The sequence below is a fragment of the Allokutzneria multivorans genome (genome assembly GCF_039537405.1).
Lineage (GTDB): Bacteria > Actinomycetota > Actinomycetes > Mycobacteriales > Pseudonocardiaceae > Allokutzneria > Allokutzneria multivorans.
The window spans coordinates 62,270-80,367 of sequence record NZ_BAABAL010000012.1 but is presented as its reverse complement, the minus strand read 5'-3'; the positions used below and the strand labels follow the sequence as shown (position 1 = coordinate 80,367).

The 18,098-nt window shown below is 69.2% G+C and carries 17 protein-coding genes and 1 tRNA gene; 8 read left to right on the top strand and 10 right to left on the bottom strand.

The annotated features are described in order from the left end of the window. Window positions 1-299 precede the first annotated feature (299 nt). Window positions 300-1,541, top strand: a complete 1,242-nt coding sequence (locus ABD798_RS17280; protein WP_344875935.1) for a tyrosine-type recombinase/integrase — start codon at window positions 300-302, stop codon at window positions 1,539-1,541. A gap of 113 nt (window positions 1,542-1,654) precedes the next feature. On the opposite strand, the gene ABD798_RS17275 is transcribed toward ABD798_RS17280, so the two are convergent. The 3 genes from ABD798_RS17275 to ABD798_RS17265 all read right to left on the bottom strand — a co-directional run bounded on the left by ABD798_RS17275 (window position 1,655) and on the right by ABD798_RS17265 (window position 3,337). Then, window positions 1,655-1,728, bottom strand: a tRNA-Pro gene (locus tag ABD798_RS17275). A 96-nt stretch (window positions 1,729-1,824) separates the two neighbouring features. Further along, window positions 1,825-2,247: a Pycsar system effector family protein gene (locus ABD798_RS17270; RefSeq protein WP_344875933.1), complete on the bottom strand. Its 423-nt coding sequence runs from the start codon at window positions 2,245-2,247 to the stop codon at window positions 1,825-1,827. Then, window positions 2,237-3,337: an adenylate/guanylate cyclase domain-containing protein gene (locus tag ABD798_RS17265; RefSeq protein ID WP_344875931.1), complete on the bottom strand. Its 1,101-nt coding sequence runs from the start codon at window positions 3,335-3,337 to the stop codon at window positions 2,237-2,239. The genes ABD798_RS17270 and ABD798_RS17265 overlap by 11 nt, the downstream gene beginning before the upstream one ends. A gap of 223 nt (window positions 3,338-3,560) precedes the next feature. Here ABD798_RS17265 and ABD798_RS17260 point away from each other — a divergent pair, with 223 nt between their 5' ends. The 4 genes from ABD798_RS17260 to ABD798_RS17245 all read left to right on the top strand — a co-directional run bounded on the left by ABD798_RS17260 (window position 3,561) and on the right by ABD798_RS17245 (window position 10,612). Beyond that, complete coding sequence (locus ABD798_RS17260) at window positions 3,561-4,367, top strand: SDR family NAD(P)-dependent oxidoreductase (protein WP_344875929.1); 807 nt, start codon at window positions 3,561-3,563, stop codon at window positions 4,365-4,367. A gap of 497 nt (window positions 4,368-4,864) precedes the next feature. Further along, on the top strand, window positions 4,865-8,497 hold the full coding sequence (locus ABD798_RS17255; protein ID WP_344875927.1) for a transglycosylase domain-containing protein: 3,633 nt from the start codon (window positions 4,865-4,867) through the stop codon (window positions 8,495-8,497). 315 nt (window positions 8,498-8,812) lie between these two features. Continuing rightward, entirely contained in the window at window positions 8,813-10,102 is a 1,290-nt protein-coding gene (gene aspS / locus ABD798_RS17250; protein ID WP_344875925.1) for an aspartate--tRNA(Asn) ligase, read from the top strand. Between the two features lie 9 nt (window positions 10,103-10,111). Beyond that, a complete protein-coding gene (locus ABD798_RS17245; protein WP_344875923.1) occupies window positions 10,112-10,612 on the top strand; it encodes a hypothetical protein in 501 nt (166 codons plus the stop codon). Here the strand turns inward: ABD798_RS17245 and ABD798_RS17240 are convergent. The 5 genes from ABD798_RS17240 to ABD798_RS17220 form a co-directional block, all read right to left on the bottom strand. Then, a complete protein-coding gene (locus ABD798_RS17240; protein WP_344875921.1) occupies window positions 10,609-11,133 on the bottom strand; it encodes a hypothetical protein in 525 nt (174 codons plus the stop codon). The genes ABD798_RS17245 and ABD798_RS17240 overlap by 4 nt on opposite strands. Further along, window positions 11,130-11,486 carry a DUF6114 domain-containing protein gene (locus ABD798_RS17235; RefSeq protein WP_344875919.1) on the bottom strand — a complete coding sequence of 119 codons (357 nt, stop codon included), beginning with the start codon at window positions 11,484-11,486 and terminating at the stop codon, window positions 11,130-11,132. Before ABD798_RS17235 ends, ABD798_RS17240 begins: the two co-directional genes overlap by 4 nt. Beyond that, window positions 11,486-12,088 carry a DUF6230 family protein gene (locus tag ABD798_RS17230; protein ID WP_344875917.1) on the bottom strand — a complete coding sequence of 201 codons (603 nt, stop codon included), beginning with the start codon at window positions 12,086-12,088 and terminating at the stop codon, window positions 11,486-11,488. The genes ABD798_RS17235 and ABD798_RS17230 overlap by 1 nt, the downstream gene beginning before the upstream one ends. Before the next feature lie 323 nt (window positions 12,089-12,411). After that, a complete protein-coding gene (locus ABD798_RS17225) occupies window positions 12,412-12,936 on the bottom strand; it encodes a hypothetical protein (protein ID WP_344875915.1) in 525 nt (174 codons plus the stop codon). Then, a complete protein-coding gene (locus tag ABD798_RS17220) occupies window positions 12,933-13,826 on the bottom strand; it encodes a hypothetical protein (protein ID WP_344875913.1) in 894 nt (297 codons plus the stop codon). The genes ABD798_RS17225 and ABD798_RS17220 overlap by 4 nt, the downstream gene beginning before the upstream one ends. 144 nt (window positions 13,827-13,970) lie before the next feature. On the opposite strand from ABD798_RS17220, the gene ABD798_RS17215 reads away from it, so the two are divergent. Next, the gene (locus ABD798_RS17215; RefSeq protein ID WP_344875911.1) at window positions 13,971-15,128 is read left to right on the top strand and encodes an outer membrane protein assembly factor BamB family protein; all 1,158 of its coding nucleotides are present in this window, start codon (window positions 13,971-13,973) and stop codon (window positions 15,126-15,128) included. Window positions 15,129-15,137: 9 nt separating this feature from the next. Then, window positions 15,138-15,554: a hypothetical protein gene (locus tag ABD798_RS17210; RefSeq protein ID WP_344875910.1), complete on the top strand. Its 417-nt coding sequence runs from the start codon at window positions 15,138-15,140 to the stop codon at window positions 15,552-15,554. A gap of 1 nt (window position 15,555) precedes the next feature. Here ABD798_RS17210 and ABD798_RS17205 read toward each other — a convergent pair whose 3' ends face one another. Both ABD798_RS17205 and ABD798_RS17200 read right to left on the bottom strand, forming a co-directional pair. Continuing rightward, a complete protein-coding gene (locus tag ABD798_RS17205; protein ID WP_344875908.1) occupies window positions 15,556-16,425 on the bottom strand; it encodes a class I SAM-dependent methyltransferase in 870 nt (289 codons plus the stop codon). Next, window positions 16,422-17,306, bottom strand: a complete 885-nt coding sequence (locus tag ABD798_RS17200) for an NAD(P)/FAD-dependent oxidoreductase (protein ID WP_344875906.1) — start codon at window positions 17,304-17,306, stop codon at window positions 16,422-16,424. The genes ABD798_RS17205 and ABD798_RS17200 overlap by 4 nt, the downstream gene beginning before the upstream one ends. 78 nt (window positions 17,307-17,384) lie before the next feature. Here ABD798_RS17200 and ABD798_RS17195 point away from each other — a divergent pair, with 78 nt between their 5' ends. Beyond that, window positions 17,385-17,978: a helix-turn-helix domain-containing protein gene (locus ABD798_RS17195; protein WP_344875904.1), complete on the top strand. Its 594-nt coding sequence runs from the start codon at window positions 17,385-17,387 to the stop codon at window positions 17,976-17,978. Window positions 17,979-18,098: the final 120 nt, after the last annotated feature.

The following is an 18,098-nucleotide window of genomic DNA, read 5'->3' as shown; positions in this document are numbered from 1 at the left end:
AGTCGGCGACTGTGAAAATGGAAGGGTTTCCGTGCGCCTGGTGATTCCTGGGTGGGGCAAAACTGACAGTTCATCATCGGACGGCCCAGCCCGTCAAGGGGGACGAGGGGTCACAAGGTCGGTCGGTGGACGGCGGGCATCGTCAAGTGATGAAGTTCCAGCGTCAAGTGAGCGACATCGCCAATTCGGCTAACGCGCCTCTGTCAGATGCCTTAACCCGAGATTCTGCGCGACCTGACGTATGGCCAATTAGTCGTGGGTGTGGCGGTTGATCGCTTTTCGGTGTAGGGGGTTATCTCGTGGACGACAGAATCAAGAAAATCGTTCTAAAGGGCGGCGTGGAGAGATATCGGTTTAAGATTGACATCGGAAAAGATCCTGTAACGGGAAGGCGGCGCCAGGAGACGCACACCTACGATTCTCTGACCGAAGCTGAGACTGAGCTGTCGAAGATCATCGTGGCGGTTGCGAAGGACATCCACGTTGCGCCAAGTCCGACCACGGTCAATGAGATCCTGAACGAATGGCTGGACTTCGAGGCAAGGAACATCGAGGAGTCCACGCTGCAGAACTACGTCGACGCGGTGAAGCCTGTACGTGCCCTCTACGGTGAGCAGCCAGCGCAGAGCCTCACGGAGAAGCACGTCGAACGCCTGATCGACTGGATGTGGACGAGCGGCCGAACTCGCAACCAAGGGCTTGGACCCGGCCTGTCGTGCCGCACCATCGACTTGACTCTGGGCCGCCTGCGCCAAGCCCTCAAGTACGCCCAGCGAAAAGAGCGGGTGCACCGTAACGCCGCCGAGTACGTGAGCATCCCGCGTCAATATCGAAAAGAGGAGAAGGCTCGCAAGGGGAAACGTCAATGCTGGAACACGGCTGAGATTCGGCTCTTTATCACTTTGGCTCGGTGTAGGCGCTTGTTTGCCATTTTTCTCTTGTCGTTGATGGGGCTTCGGCCGGCCGAGGTCTGTGGGCTTCGGTGGGATGAGCACATCGACTTCGAGAAACTGCTGCTCTACGTCGGCAGCAACACGCGAACGCTGTCAGGTACGAAGATTATCGAAAAAGACGCCAAGACGCGCGCTGGAGTGCGGGCTCTGCCACTTCCGCGCTTCATCGCCAAAGCCTTGATGGAGCTGAAGAGGCGCCAACGGGCTGAGATGCTCAAGGCCGGGGATGCCTACGTGTACACCGGATACGTTCTGGTGGATGAACTGGGGCAACCTCAGCGGCCAGATTGGCTACGTCGCCGCGCTCAGTGGGCTATGAAATCGGCGAAGCTGCGGAAGGTTCGGCTCTATGACTGCCGCCACGCCTGCCTGACCTATCTCGCGTCGCGCGGTGTTCCGGATTGGGTTCTGGCGGCCTGGGCGGGGCACGCTGATGGTGGAGAGTTGGCGAAGCGTGTCTATGTTCAACCCGACCACACGCACCTGCAGGTTGCGGCAGACGCACTCGACGAACTCTTCGACGAGAAGGTGCCCGACGACACCGACTTGGCCGAGGAGTACGCCGCGCTGGTGCGTGACTTTGTGTGACACCTCCTCGCCCTAAGTAACAGTACGGGCGTTCGTGATACGACGTGTGACACGACAACAGGTCAACCCCTGTTTTGCATTCGCAAAACAGGGGTTGACCTGCGTCTAGACCGTCGGGACGACAGGATTTGAACCTGCGACCCCTTGACCCCCAGTCAAGTGCGCTACCAAGCTGCGCCACGTCCCGGTCTGTCCGCGCTCTCTCAAGCGCTGGGGAAAGATTAACGCACGGCTGATCAGGTTCCTAATCGGGGGTTGTCAACGCTCTGACCTGCGGTGTTGCTCAGGGTGGGAGGAGGGTGGAGCCGACGGTGAGCACGGCGAGGGCGAGGGTGGCGAAGAGCAGGTCGACGGCGAGGCGGACGCGGCGGAACTTGAGGCGGGCGACCCGGCTCAGCGCCTGCCAGCGGCGGTCCCGCCAGGCGGCCAGGTCGGTCTCGGTGATCTCGAAGACGCCGGGCACGGTGGTCGGGCGGATGACGAGCATCAGGCTCACGACGGCGGCGGTCCAGGGGAGCAGGGTGGACATGCCGAGGATCGCGGTCGCCGGGGTGATCGAGTCGCGGCCGAGGTTGGCGACGGCCACGCCGGCGGTGACGGTGAAGGTCGCGATGAGCAGCAGGTCGCGTGCCTTGCCGTCCAGGCGTTTGAGCTCGTCGCGGACATCGGCGAGCTCGGCGGCGAGCACGTCGGGGTCATGCGGCACCGGAGGCCCCCTTGTCCAGCTGGCCGGACAGGCCGCGCGGGTTCGGACGGATGACGAGGTTAGCCCTGTCGCCGGGGCGCAGGCGCCGCGAGGCCTCGCCGAGGTGCACGAACAGCGTGAGGGTGTTGCCGCGCTGGTCCTTCACGGCGACGAAGCCGTAGCCGCGCTCGGCGAAGACCTTGGTGAACTCGGCGCTCACCCGCCAGCCCTCCTGCACGAGCGCGCCCGCGACGGGGCGGCTGTTGGGGCGGAGCGGTTTGATGGGGACGAAGCGGACGGTCTTGCCCCGGACGAGGTTTTCCTTCGGCACGGCAAGGAACCTGCGGTCGACGAAGTACTCACCGCGCTCGGTGCGCAGCAAGCCCCGGCCCTTTTCAGCGCTCCACTGCTCGACCGTGCCCTGGAGAACGCCGTCGGCGGCGGGCGCGGGAACGTTCTGCGAGTGGCGCAGCGTCGCGTTGCGCGCCCCGAACTCGCTCTGCGACCAGATGATCTCGTAGTAGCTGACGCGGTGGCCGAAGCCCTTCAGGCCGACCTCGCCCGCGAGGTGGTACTCGTTGGTCGGCCGGTCCAGCGCGTGCCCGATCTCGGAGCTGATCCGCGTCATGTCCGCGGCGTGGAAGGTGTTGGCGTCGATCCACACCGCGTTCGGGGCGGCGGCGGAGGACAGCCGGGACGCGAGGTCGGCGGTGCTGCCGATGACGTCGGTGGTCTGCGCCGGGGTGCGGTACTCGACGATGTGCCCGGTGGCGATGCCCACCGTGCACTGGCAGTTCTGGATCAGCGAGGTCTCCTGCTGGAGCCTGCGCAGCTGCTCCTGCAACCGGATTCCCGCTCGGATGGCGTTGCCGCTGCCCGCCGCGTCGAACATCGCCAGCACCCCGTCGCCGAGGTACTTCACCACCTCGCCGCCCTCGTGCTGGACCGCCTCGGTGACGATGTCCAGGAACTTGCCGATGGTCGGCAGCCAGTTGACCTCCGCGGTGCGCTCCTTGAGCTTGGCCGAGTCCACGATGTCGGCGAACATGATCGTCTTGCGCGGCCGGTCGCCGCTCCTGAGCGCGTCGCTGAACACCTCGAAGTACCTCACTGCGCCTCCTCGGACTCGCCTCAAGGGTGATCGAGAAGGTCCGGGCCGGGCACGCTCCGTTCCGCACCGCAAGGAAACCGCGTCCTGCCCGAGATCTGTCCACAGTGGACGGTACGGTTCGCGGGAGAACGGATCTCCTGGACGCGCGCGGGCACAAGGATGTGCGCAACGGACACGAAAGTGCCGTCTTCCCCCGTCCTGCGGCGAAACCCAGGATGGAACCGTGAAGACAGTGATCATCAGCGGTGGGACCAGCGGAATGGGCCGCGAGACGGCCCTTCGCCGGTTGGCCAAGGGCGACAACGTCATCGTGATCGGCAGCGGCGAGGCCAAGGGGCGTGCGCTGGTCGACCGGGTGTCGAGTCCGAACCTCCACTTCCTGCGTGCGGACCTCTCCTCGGTGGCGGAGGTTGAGCGGGTGGTGCGCGAGGTGTCCGACCGCCACGAGTCCGTGGACGCGCTCGCCCTGTTCGCCAACCGGGTCAACGCCGAGCGGGTCGAGACCGAGGACGGCCTCGAAGCCACCTTCGCCCTCTACTACCTGAGCCGGTACCTGTTGAGCCACCGGCTCCGCCCGGTGCTCGACGCGAGCGAGAACCCGGTGATCATCAGTGTCGCCGGGGTCGGCGTCACCGCGGGGCGCGTGCACTGGGAGGACCCCCAGCTGACCGCGAAGTACGGGCGGGTTCGAGCGCAGTTGCAGGCGGGGAGGGCGAACGACCTCCTGGGTGTGGCCTTCGCGGAGGAGGGCGGCGGGCGGGCGCGGTACGTGATGTACCACCCGGGCTTCACCAGGAGCGGGTTGGACGGTGTGGCGAATCCGGTGGTGCGTGGTGCGGTCAAGCTGGCCGCGCGGTTCTTCGCGCGGTCGGTCGCCGAGTCCGCGCGCCCGGTCGTGGACTGGATCGATCGGCCGCCGGCCGCGCCGCTGACCGCCGTCGATCGCGGGCGCCCGGTCGACCCGGCGCTGCGCACCCTCGACAGCGCGGATGCCGCGCGCCTTGCCAGGTACACTGAAACCCTTGTGTAGCAACGAAAGAGTGCTGAGAGCAGTGATGTCACCGGGTGCGCCTCCCTTCCGTCATCAGTGATAGACAGAGGTCTCGGATCCGTCAAATCCGCCGCGTGCCGGTGACTGTCGGACCCCCGGTCTACCTTCGGGGTGTGGCGTCGCGGAGTTGACAGTTGATCTTTCGGGATGCCGTGAGCGAGGTGGGCGGCGCCGGAAGGCCGTGGGGAGCGGCGGTGGTCGCCTCGCGCGGGTTCTCTTGGGGCCCTTTTCCTCCCTATTCGCATTTCGGTGAGAGGAGTGGTTGGTCTTTGCCTGAATAAATGGAAGCGGGGCAACCTCGCGGATCGATGGCCCCTGCCTGCGGGTTTGTCGCCGGTGCAGGCCGGGACACGAGTCGGAGAGGTCGTGTGGCAGGCTTTTTGCGCTCACGTTCGACGACGGTGTGCAGGTGGAGGTCGGTCAGTGACCCGGGCCGGGGCGAGGTACTGGGTGGCGTCGGTTGTGGAGGCTGAGGCGTGAACGACGAACGCGACCGGGGCGGCTACCCGGGCCGCCGTGGTCAGACGCGGTCCGGTGCCGAGCGCCCCACCGAGAGCACCGGCTTCTGGAGTCCGGAGTGGGACGAGGACGAGGGCCAGCCCTCCCACGACCCCCGGCGCCCGGAGCAGCACCGCGGTCAGCAGCCGAACCGCCCACCCACCCCGCCTCGCGGCAATCCGGTGAACCAGCCGCCCGGTCGACCCGGTGCGCGGCAGGGAGGTCCCCAGCCGCCAGTCCCGGGAGGACGGCCCGGCCCCGGTGGACAGCGCCCAGGAGCGCCCGAGGGACGCGGCGGCAGGCAGGAGCCTCCTCAGAGCCACGACGTCGGCGGTGCGCCGAACGGCTCCGGAGGACGGCCGAACGGGCCCGGGGGGCCGCGCGACGGTTCCGCGGCGGGAGGCCCTCGGAGTGGCCCGGGAACGCCGCGCGGCGGTCCCGGTGCGGGTGCTGCCGGGGCTGCGGCGGTCGGCGGTGCGCTGGGCGGTGTCGCGTTGGGGGGCGGGTTCTCCGGTGGTGGCCCGCAGAACGGCCCTGTCGGTGGCCAGCAAGGCAATCCTGGTGACGGTCCCCAGGGGGCCATCGGTGGCCAGCGCGGGGGCGGTCCTGGTGGCGGCCCGCAGAACAGTGGCCCGCACAACGGTGCGCCGCAGAACGGTGGCCCGCAGAGCGGTGCGCCGAACCGGGGCCAGCCGAACGGCGGACCCCAGGGTGGTGCCGCACCGATGTCCGGCGGCCAGCCGAACGAGGGGGCGCCGAACGGCGGCCGGGCGAACGGCGCGTTCGCGAACGAGGGGCGCCCCAACGACGGCGGTCAGTACGGCGGCGGTTCCCCGAACGGGCGCGGTGCGCTGAACGCCGGTGGTGGTCCGCGTGACGGTGGGGCGCAGAACCGGCCCGGTGATCCGCGAGACGGCGGGTCAGGAGGACAGCGCGAGGGCGCTGGAGCGCTCGGCGCGTGGGACGACCGAAGCGCCGGACCACGCGGTCAGTACGACGCGACGGCGCAGCACGGCGGACCCGGACCACGTGCCGGGAACGGGATGGCGCCGGGCATGGAGCTGATCCCGGGACCGAACGGGGCCAACGGGCCGAACGGGTACAACGGACCCAACGGGGCGCGGCCCGGCAACGGTCCGCGCGGGCACGACGACCGCACGAGCGTGGTCAACCGCAGCGGCGCGCCCGGTGGCGACGGGCCGCCCACGACGGTCTTACCGGGCGGGCGGGTGCGTCCAGGCGCTCCGGTGCCGCCGAGGCGGGACCCGGGCGACGCGCCGACGGAGCTGATCGAGCCGGAGACGGAGATCATCGACCTCGTCGACGACGAGGACGACTACCCGCGCGAGCCGCAGCTGCTCACCCACCGCGAGCCGGACGACGACGAGTACGACCACCACGCCGAGGACGACGACGAGGACCGCGAAGACGACGAGGACCGCGAGGACGATGCGCTCTCCGAGGAGGAAGAGCGCAAGCTGCGCAAGAAGAAGATCTGGAAGCGCGTCCGGCTCGGCTGCTACATCGCGGCGGCCGTCGGCGTGATCGGGCCGGTCATCGCCTTCGTCATCACCTACTTCCTCGTCACCATCGACAACCCGAAGGACGTCATCGCGGCCCAGGAGAAGACGGTCACGCTCCTGTTCTCCGACGGCCAGAACGAGATGAGCAAGCTCGTGCCCCAGGGCGGCACGCGCGCGTACGTCTCGCACAACGAGGTGCCGAAGATCGTGCGCGACGCGGTGACCGCGACCGAGGACGCGTCGTTCTACACCAACCCCGGCTTCGACGTCATCGGCATCGCGCGCGCGGTCCTCAACCAGATCACGGTCGGCGTCGGCGGTGGCTCGGGCATCACCCAGCAGTACGTCAAGGTCTCCACTGGCGACAAGGAGAACAGCCTCAGCCGCAAGTGGAAAGAGCTCGTGAAGTCGTTCAAGATGAACAACGAGCAGACCAAAGAGCAGATCATGGAGGCCTACCTCAACACGATCCCGTTCGGGCGCGGCGCGCTCGGGATCGACGCCGGGGCCAAGGCGCTGTTCGGCAAGAGCGTCAAGGAGATCTCCGATCCGGCTCAGGCCGCGCTGCTGGCCACGGTGATCCAGGCGCCGTACCGGTTGGACCCGGAGAAGAACCGGGCGGAGACCGAGCAGCGCTGGCGCAAGCACGCGCTGCGGCGGATGGCGGAGAACGACTACATCACCCAGGCGCAGGCGGCCAGTCTCAAGTTCCCGGACACCGTTCCGCGCGCCGAGGCGATGAAGCGCAACCCGGTCTCCGGGCCGACGCTGCACATCCAGGAGCAGGTGCTCGCGGAGCTGGAACAGAACGGTTTCACCGACGACAAGCTCAAGCGCGAGGGGCTGACGGTCGTCACGACCATCGACTCCAACGCGCAGCAGAAGGCCGAAGCCGCGGTCGCGAAGTACATGAAGAACAACAAGGAGGGGCTGCGCTCCGCGCTCACGGCCATCGATCCGGCGACCGGCGGGGTGCGCGCCTACTACGGCGGCGAGAACGGCACCAGCACGGACTACGCCGACTCGTTGCAGGAGCCGGGGTCCTCCTTCAAGCCCTTCGTGGCGCTCGCGGCCCTGCAGAAGGGGATCGGCATCGGTACGCCCTACGACGGCACGTCCGGTATCGAGATCGCCGGCAAGGCACGGCTCAACTCCGGCAACAAGAGCACCTGCGGGACGCAGTGCTCGATCCGGGACGCGATGACGTTGTCGGTCAACACCGTCTTCATGAAGATCACCGCGGACCTGAACCCCAAGCGCGTGGTGGACGCCGCCTTCTCCGCGGGCATTCCGGAGACGCAGCGCACGGGGCTGGTCGGCACCGACGGCTTCCCGGACATCAACATCGCCATCGGTGGTGGTGACACCCGGGTGCGCCCGAGGGACATCGCGGGCGCCTACGCGACCTTCGCCGCCGACGGGGAGGTCCGGCCGACGCACTTCGTCAGCAGGGTCATGAAGCCCGGCCAGGACGTGCCCCTGTGGGACGAGAAGGACAAGATCGTCGCGCAGAAGAAGCTCGACTCGAACGACTCGGAGAACAACAAGCAGTTGGCGCGCAACGTCACCGAGACGATGGTGGACGTGGCGAAGTCCTCCGGCCTCGCGCTGAACAAGAACCGGCCGGTGGCCTCGAAGACCGGTACGCACGAGAAGGACAAGACCGAGAACGCCAAGGCGTGGATGGTCGGCTACACGCCGCAGATCGCCGCGTCGGTGTGGGTCGGCAAGGACGGCTTCCAGGCCATCCGGGGTGACTGCTGCGGCGTGCGCAACCACCCGATCTACGGCAAGGACGAGCCGGGGCACATCTGGAAGGAGTTCATGGACACCTACCTCAACAACGTCCCGGTGGTGCCCTTCCCGAAGGCGACGCCGATCGGCACCTACGAAGACCCGGTGACCACGACCACCGCGCCGAGCAGCACCACGCCGTTGTCCACGACGCCGCCGTCCGGGGGTTCGAGCGTGCCGAACCCGTCGTCGGCTCCGCCGTGCACGACGAGCTTCTGGACCCCGACGTGCCCGTCCTCCTCGACGAAGCGGACGACGACCTCGCAGCCACCACCGGAAGAGGGCGACAGCTAGAAAATCGCGAGCGCGCGGCGCCGGGAACGACCTATCCTCGGCGCCAACGCGGTGACGGAGACGAGTAGCCGGGGGAGCACGCGGGCTGGCAGAGAGCCGCCGGTAGCTGGGAAAGCGGCCCCGCGCCCCTGGGCGAAGACCCTCCTGAGCGCGGGGAGGAACGGCGCACGCGCCCCATGCCCCGCCGGCTGGCCCCCGTGACCGGGCCGCGACGAGTCCGCCCCGCCTCGCGGTGGGGCGGAGAAGGTGCGGTGGTACCGCGAGTCCCCTTCTCGCCCGCACCCCCAAGGGATCGCGCACACACCAGGAGTGTGGATGATCTCCCGTTCTCTCGCCGCCGACCTGCCCACCCGCATCGGCGAGCGCGTCCGTCTGGCCGGTTGGGTGCACCGCAGGCGCAGGCTGAAGTCCGTCACCTTCCTCATCCTGCGGGACCGCTCCGGGCTGGCCCAGGTGGTGCTGTCCGAGGCGGTGGAACCCCCGACGGAGGAGACAGTTGTCGAGGTCAGCGGCCTCGTCGTGGCCAACCCGAAGGCGCCGGGCGGGGCGGAGCTGGTCGAGCCGGTGATCACGCCGCTCGGTGAGCCCGCGCGGCAACCGGTGTTCGACCTCTACCGCCCGACCGTGCCCGCGGCACTGCCGACGATCCTGGACAACGCCCCGATCGCCTTGCGGCACCCCAGGTTGCGCGCGCGGTTCGAGATCGCCGCCGCGAGCGTCGCCGGGTTTCGGTCCACTGTGGACGGTCTCGGCTTCGTCGAGACGCACACGCCCAAGATCGTGGGCTCGGCGACGGAGTCCGGGGCGAACGTCTTCGGCATCGACTACTTCGGTCGCCCCGCCTACCTCGCCCAGTCGCCGCAGTTCTTCAAGCAGGCGCTGGTCGGGGTGTTCGAGCGGGTCTACGAGGTGGGGCCGGTGTTCCGGGCCGAGCCGCACGACACCACCAGGCACCTCGCCCAGTACACGAGCCTGGACGCGGAGCTTGGCTTCATCTCCGACCACCGAGACGTGATGTCCTTGCTGCGCGACACGATCGCGGGCATGGCCGACGCGGCGGCGGAGCGGGCGGGCGGGGCGCTCGACCTGCTCGCGGTGCAGCTTCCCGTTGTGCCGCGGGAAATCCCCGCTGTGCACTTCGCGGAGGCGCAGGAGCTGATCGCGCGGCACACGGAGGAGGACCCGCGCGGTGAGCCGGACCTGGCGCCCGCGCACGAGCGGTGGTTGTCGGAGTGGGCGTTGCGCGAGCACGGTTCGGAGTTCCTGTTCGTCACCGGCTACCCGATGGCGAAGCGGCCGTTCTACACCCACCCAGAGCCCGGAAACCCCAGGTACTCCAACAGTTTCGACCTGCTCTTCCGTGGACTGGAGCTGGTGACGGGCGGGCAACGGCTGCACCGGTACTCCGACTATCTGGCCGCGCTCGCCGAACGGGGCGAGAGTCCGGAGTCCTATGTGGACTACCTCGCGCCGTTCGCCGGTGGGATGCCGCCGCACGGTGGTTTCGCCATCGGCTTGGAGCGGTGGACAGCACGCGTGCTCGGCGCGTCGAACATCCGCGAAACCACGCTGTTCCCGCGTGACCTCACCCGGTTGTCACCTTAGCGTTCGGTCATGACCAGCTATGACCGTCGTGCGTTCGCGTTGGCCTACGTCGAGGTGCTGAGGCCGCCGCTGGGTGCGCTCGACTCGGAACTCGACGGCTACGTCCCGGCGCTGTCCAAGTACCTGAAGCAACTGCTTGACGGGTTGGAGCGGTTGTTCGAACTGCGGCTGGACCGCGACGGGATGCCCCAACGCATGGGCGCGCTGTTCATGCTCTTCCACAGCACGGCGGTCAACCACACCGAAGTACCCGGTTGGGGCTTCCTCGAAGCGGGTTTGCTGCACACGCAACTGGAAGAGGCTGGGGTGCACGAGCGCGTCATGGCCGACCTCGAGCGCGTCAGCGCGTGCAACGCCCAGTTGCGCGCCGCGTACCTGGACGTGCTGGAAAGTCTGCTCGTGGCCATGCTGGGCGAGCGGGCAGATCGGGTGGTCTCCGAGGCGGAGCTCGATGCCATCGGGGTGAGCACCATCCGGCCCGACCCCTGTGATTACGACTGGGATCTCTAGGAACCGTCGACCTCGTGCAGGGTCGCCGTGCGCGCGGTGACCCGCACGTTGTCGGCGGTGACGTCGGTCAGTCGCAGGTAGGGCAAGGGGATCGGGATCATCGGCAGCCCGTTGCCGAGCGTTACCGGGATGAGGCCGAAGAGCTTGCCGGACAAGGAGTCCGCTGTCAGCTCGACGGTGTCCAGGCGGGCGCTGCTGACGTGGAACTCGGTGCGTCCCTGCGCGGTCTCCACCGTGGCGTCGACGATGTCCAGCGATTCGGTGTCGATGCTGACGGTTGAACCGAGGCCGGGGGTGATCGCGCGGGCGGTGACGGCCTTGGCGCGCAACTGGTTGCGGGTCTGGCGCTCGCGCGCCGGGGCTTGCCGGAGGCAGGCGGCGAGGATGTCGGCGGCGGCGCGCTCGTCGGCACTGCCCGGCTGGGGCACGGTCTTGGGAAGCTTGTCGACCGCGCAGCCGGGTTCGGCATGGGCCGGGACGGCGCTGGCCGCGATCAGCAGCAGCGCGAGGCCGGTCCTCACCGCGCTTCGCCGGACTGCCAGGCCAGGGCGAGGGAGCCGGCGACGAGGGCGAGGAGCATGCCGACGAGGAACCCGCCGAGGTTGGCCACGAGGTAGGCGACGAAGGCCAGCAGCAGCACGCCCGCGCCGATCACCCGGCAGCGGTGCGGGTAGCGCCACAGCGCGAGTCCGCCCGCGATGAGCCCGATGGCGGTGAGCAGGGAGCCGATGCCGCCGATGCCTTGCACGAGCAGGAACTCGTAGCCGGTGATGGGCAGCAGCACGATCTCCGCGCCCGCGGCCATGGCGAGCAGTCCCGCCGCGAAGGGCCTGCCGCCGCACCAGGTGGCGAAGCGGTGGTCGAGCGTGGTCATCAGAAGCACTCCTGTCGGCCGGGCTTCACGGTGATGCTGAGCCCGGTCATCCGGAAGGTGCCCGCGGTGGTGGTGCTGGCGTTGGCCTTCAGGTCGGTGATCACGATCTTCTCGGCCTGGTGGGCGTAGTCCCCGGCGCGGCCGGTGATCCCGGTGGCGCCGTTCAGGCGGGCCGCGTCCACGCCGAGGGTGAGGTTGGTGGCGGTGGCCTCGGCGCGCATCTCGCTGAGGTTGAGCACGAGGTCGCGCGCCTCGACCGGCTTGTCGCCCCCGGCTTCGGCGCGGATGGTGACCGCGCCGAGCGGGGTGGGCACGAGCGCGGAGAAGCACAGGCCGCTGACCAGCGCGGAGGCCATGCCGGTGACCGCCATGGGGGAGCGCGCCTGGTTCCCGAGGCCGACGAACTGGGCGAAGCCCTTGCCCTCGACGCGTGTGGCGGAGAACTTGAAGTTCGTACCCGATAACGCGAACGAGGTGGGTAACGCCGCGCTGGCGGTGGCGTAGACCAGGCCGCCTGCCAGGGCGAGGCTCACGGTGACGATCACGGCGAAACGTGACCAGCGGGTTCCTCCGGCACGGTGAGCCGGGGCGTCCTCGGTCATGCGGGACCTCGCAGACGGGCAAGGGGGACAACGGAAACCGCTGAATACTAGGGCCTGGCCACCGTGAGGTGGACGCCTGATCGGGCGTCCACCGAAAAGGGTGCTTTGACTAGGGCTTGTCCTGTAAGCGGTTGCGCTGTGTGTTCCGGTCACGGTGTCGCCGGGGGTTGGGGTGTCTTCAAGACCCGCAAACCCCGCTGTTGATCATCGTTAACCGCCGCAAACCCTGCGGTTTTGCGGGGGTTTGCTGTGGTTGGAGACGGTGGGGGTGGGGGTTGGGTGGTCTTGAAGACCGGCGAACCTGATGACTTACAGGACAGGGACTAGGCGGTTCCCGGGCTGACCCAGTCCGTGCAGAAGACGCCGGAGACCCGCGGACCCCGGTGGTGCGGCGGGACCTGGGCGCACGCGCGGAACCACCGGGCGCGGCCGGAGCCGTCGGTCGCGAGCACGGCGGGAGTCGAAGCGCCCGAGGTGATCGACTGCGCCCCGCACTGCCGCCAGCGGGGTTCCGACGAGGGAGCGCGCTCGTAGCTCCAGTCGAACCAGAAGCGGTCCAGCGGGTCGCGTGAGGGTTCGAGGTGCGCCCACACGGCCGACCCGTCGGAGCGCAGCGCGATCGTCCTGTCCGGTGCGGGCGCTCCGACCGGGCCCTGAGCGGAGATCGCGATCGTGAACGGTGCGGTGTCGTTGGGCGGCAAGGACTCCGCGCAGTGGCCGTGGGCCATCAACGGGCTGTCGGGCTTCGGCGCGGAGGGTCCGATCGTCGCGAAGAACAGCGCGTGACCGGCGGCGAATCCCAGCACGGCGCTCACCAGCACGACCACGAGCCAGCGCGGGGTGCTCAATTGTCCGCTCGGGTGGGGCTCGTGCAGATCTCCCTGCCACGGCCGGGGATCTGGTCCCCCTGCGGCACTTGAACGCACGCGCGGAACCACCGGGGCCAGCCGTTGCGGTCGCGGGAGAGCACGCCGGGCGTCTGCTGGACCTTGTTGATCAGCTCCCCGTCGCACTCCCGCCAGTTCTCGCGCGGCGCGGTGGGCTGCTGGTAGCTCCACAGCAGGTACGCCTGGTCCTGCGGGTCGGGCGACTCGGCGAGGTAGGCGTAGGCGTGCCAGGCGCCCTCGGTGTCCTTCTGGACGCGCAGCTGGACGCGGCGGTTCGGGTTCGGCTCGCCGGGCGGCCCGACCTCCTCGGTGAGCACCAGGTAGCCGCTGCTGTGCCCGGTCGGGAACGCCTCCGCGCAGGACGGGAAGGCCAGGACCGACGGCGGCGGGTAGGAGTGGCTCGCCACCGCGAAGCCGATTCCGCCGGAGAGCACGAGCACCGCCGCGACGACCACCGGCCACCAGCGCCACCGCTTGGCGGGAGCGGGTTCGACCTGGGCCTGAGTACCGGGGACGCGCGCCTGGCGCTCGCGCAGCCGCGCATCGGCGATCCGGTCGTAGGCGTCGGCGAAGCCCCGCGTGGTCGCTTCGGGATCGGGCAGCTTCGCGGTCTTCGCCAGCTCCAGGACCATGCGGCACAGCGCGTCGCCGTCGCGCGGGGCGTGCTTTCCCGCGAGCCAGTTGCGCACGGTCGTGGCGTTGGAGCGGCCGCGCGAGCCGGGGAAGGCCTTCCTCGCCAGCGAGTCCAGGCTCGGCGCTCCCGCCAGCTGCCGCAGCGCTCTCAGCTGCTCGGCGAGGTCCTGTTTCGTCTCGATCCGCTCGGGATGCGGATCTTGTCCGGCCGGTGGCACGGCGCGAGAGGTTAGCAGGTTCGCCCAGCTCACCCCGAAAGTTGAACACCATTTCGGGCAACTTGAACGGCTCCTGCGCACCGCTTGCCCGAAGCTCTGGCCCGCGCGGCCCCGAGGCCGCGCGAAGAGGCTGGAGAAGCATCGATGAGTCACACATTCCGGAGGGCCGCCGTGGCGCTGGCGGTCCTCGCGCTCGCGAGCGGGTGCGCGGGCGAACCGGCGGTGCAGCCGCCGAGCGCGCCGCTGTCGACGGTGCCGCCGACCGAACTGGGCGACCAGGTCGCCAAGCTGCGGACGTCGGGGGACTTCGTCCACGACGACACCGCGGTCTACATGACCAAGAACGAGTCGGGCTTGGTCGCGCTCGCCATCGCGTCGGGAGAGCAGCGGTGGTCGGTCCGTTTCCCTGATGACGGGAAGCCGCAGGACCGGAGCAGGCCCGTGCTGGTGACCGCCAACGGCAGGCCGCTCGTCGTGCAGTCCTACTCGGCGAGCAAGCCGAACAGGGGGACGGTGGCCGGATACGGGTACGCGGGGATTCTCGCGGTCGACACCGGCACGGGCGAGGTCGCGTGGAACACCGAGTTCCTGAAGGGCGAGCGGCCCAGCGTCGAGCTGGTGGGGCGCGGCTCCACCCTCGCCGCCTCCTGGTGGGTGAAGGGCTCGGAGTCGAGCGCGTACTCCATCGCCGACCGCACCGCGGCTGGGGTGGACGTCACGACGGGCGCGGAGAAGTGGCGCCGGGACAAGTTCTCGCCCCGCGCGGTCGACGGGGACGTGGTCGCGGGCTTCGCGACGGGGCAGGCCAAGCCGATGGCACTCGACGCCACCACTGGCAGTCCACTGTGGACGATCGACAAGTGGCTGTTCAACGACAAGCTGACCGGGGCCGTTCCCGGACGTTTTCTCCTGGTCGGTCTCGGTCTCGCTCAAGTGCTCGACAGCAGGACCGGCAAGGTGCTGCTCGACCTGCCGAAGGACAGCTACTCGGACGCGGTGGACGCCGGTGACGACGTGCTGCTGCTGCACTCCGCTGGCAGCCACATGGCGGGTTTCGACGCGAAGAGCCTGGCGAAGCTGTGGGAGCTGCCCGAGAGCGGTACCGGGCGGGTCGCGCCGGACGGTGTTGGGGCCGCGTGGCGCGGAACGGTCTACGGCCGGGTCAGTTCGCAGCAGATCGCCCTGGAAGCACGCAGTGGCAAGGAAAAGCCGGTGACCCTGTCGTGCATGCCGACCGTCTTGGTGCCCGGCTACGCGCTCTGCGGCAGCAGCGACCTCGTCGTGCACACCTTCGAGAAGTAGGAGAAGTCCTTGCGCAGATTCATGATCGCGGTCGTCGTCCTAGTCGCGGGCACCGCGTGCGGGAGCCCGCCCGGTGAGGAGATCGCGCTGGCCTACCCGCACGCGAAACTCGGCACGCATTCGTTGGCGGACAAGGAATGCATGGTCTGGAATTGGAAGGACAAGACGGCGAAGACGGTCAAGAAGGAGCCCGGGGCGCTGTGCAACGAGAACTCGCGGTTCACCTACACCGCGAGCACCGTCGTCGCTTGGGAGGACTGCCGCCAGAAGCTGTCGGACGGGCTGAAGAAGTCCGGGGTCGTCGAGTTCGGCCGCTACTACTGCGTCGGCGGAGCTGGCTACAAGGCCGCGTTCTCGGCCGAGCTGGTCGACGACCGCGTGGTGGTGACCCACGCGGTCGTCGACAGGTGGCAGCCAGGCGGCTAGCTCATTTCGTGGTGGCCAGGTAGATCGTCCTGGCGCCGAGGACGAAGGTGTCCTTGCGCTTCAGCACGCCTGCGGGGTCCTCGGGATCGAGCAGCCGGGCGAGCGTCGCGGAGTCCTCCTCGGACAGCCGGTCCGCGCCGAAATCGCCCCACCGGGTGAAGATGCTGTGCGCGTAGTCACGGGTCCGCCCGTCGATCGGCGCGGGGTGGTCGACGAGGAAGGTCTTCGTGCCCGCGTGCCGCATCCCGGCCCGGTCGAGCATCGCGGCCCAGTCCTCGACGACGTCGACCTTGTCCGGCAGTTCCTCGCGCATCTCGGCGAAGCCGATGTTCACCGCCACGTCCAGCCGCGTCTCGAAACCGACGCGGCCGATGCCGATGTCGCGCGGCAGGAACCGGAACGGCAGCCCGCCCTCCATCAGGGCGAGCACGCCGCCCGGTCGCAGCATCCCGGCCAGCTGGGCCAGCGCCGCTTCCTGGTCGCCGAGGTGGTGCAGCACCTGGCCGATCCAGATCACGTCCGCCGTGCCCAGCTCGCCGAGACCTTCCGGGAGCTGGGCCTCGCGGGTACCGATCCGGACGCCGAGCCGGTCGGCGCGCGCCTGCGCCAGCTCCAGCAGGGCGGGGGCGCCGTCGACCGCGACGACCTCCGCGTCCGGGTAGAGCTCGGCGAGGTGGCAGGCCGCGATGCCCGGGCCGCTGCCGATGTCCAGCACGCGCTCCGCCTGGGGCTGAACCTCTTGCAGCCACTGAAAACCCTGCTCGACGAGCGGGAACATCACCTCCCCTTCGAGCTCCATCGTGGCGCCGCGCGCGTTCCAGTCGAGGTGGTCGTGGTGGTGCTTGTGCCCGTGGTGCTCGTGCCCGCTCACAGTCCGTGGACCCTTCTCTCCGGTGCGGCCTCGTCCAGCACGAGGTCGCTGTTGACGTTCATGCCGACCTTCGCGCCCTGGGCGGCCGCGATGATCACTTGCGCCATCGGGTCGACGACGTTGCCCGCCGCGTACACGCCCGGCACGGTGGTGCGCCCGTCCTCGGTGTGCTCGGCGCCCAGCTGGGTGAGCAGCGTGTCGTTGGCGGAGAACACGGTCGGGACGAACAGCGCCGACCGCTTGACGCACGAGCCGTCGGTCAGCTCCACCCCGATGAGTTCGTCGTTGTCCGCCAACACCTTCACCACGTCTTCGTCCACGATTCGGACGCCGCGCGCGAGCAGCTTCGCGCGGTCCTGCTCGGCCAGCTGCGACCCGAAGTAGGTGACGTCGGCCGACCACTGGCGGATCAGCAGCGCCAGGTGCGCGCCCCTGGGGTCGGTGCCGAGCACGCCGATCGGCTGGTCCCGGACCTCCCAGCCGTGGCAGTAGGGGCAGGCCGCCACGTCCCGGCCCCAGCGCTCGCGCAGTCCCTCGATCGGGGGAAGCTCGTCGCGCAGCCCCGTGGTCACCACCAGTCGGCGTGCGGACACCTCGTTGCCGTCGGCCAGTTCCACCACGAACCCAGTACCGTTTCTGCGCGCGGACACCGCTCGCCCGGACCGGATCTCACCGCCGTACCCGGCGACCTCCGCCCGGCCCACCGCGAGCAGCTCGCCCGGCGGCATCCCGTCCCTGGACAGGAAACCGTGCATGTGCGCGGCGGGCTGGTTGCGCGGTTCGCCCGCGTCCACCACCAGCACGCTCCTGCGCGCCCTGCCCAGCACCAGCGCCGCGCTCAGTCCCGCCGCGCCTCCGCCGATCACCACCACGTCGTGCATTCCGACCACCTCCGGGACCGACACTGCGCCCGAGGCGGCGGTCTTGACAAACTTTGTTGCTGATTCTGCAATTATGGAATGGACGCGGTCGAAGCGGTGCTGAACGAGGTTGGTCCGAAGCTCAAACAGGTGCGCAAGGAGCGCGGAGCCACGCTCGCCGCGCTGTCCAGGGCCACCGGGATCTCGGTGAGCACCCTGTCCCGGCTGGAGTCCGGGCAGCGCAAGCCCAGCCTGGAGCTGCTGCTGCCCATCGCCCGCGCGCACAAGGTCCCGCTGGACGAGCTCGTCGGCGCGCCCGAGGTCGCCGATCCGCGCATCCGGCCCTCCGCGGTGCTCCACGGCGACATCACCGTCTACCCGCTGACCCGCCAGCCCGGCGGGCTCCAGGCGTTCAAGATGATCATCCCGCCGAGCCGGGACACGCCGAAGCCGCGCACGCACGAGGGCTACGAGTGGTTCTACGTGCTCAGCGGGCGGCTTCGGCTGGTGCTCGGCGAGCACGACGTGATCATGCGCACGGGGGAGGCGGCGGAGTTCGACACCCGCGTCCCGCACTGGTTCGGCTGCGCCGGGACCCGCCCCGCCGAGATCCTCAGCCTCTTCGGACCGCAGGGCGAACGCATGCACCTGCGCACCGGCTCCCGCGCTCGCCGAACCGACGGAAAGCCCTGAACGACCCGTTTGGGTACTTCAACGCACCAAACGACCCGTTGAGGTCCTTGTGCGCCCTGAACGACCCGTTCAGCGCGCTCAACGCACCAAACGGGTCGTTCAGGGCGTTGGGGCGCCCCC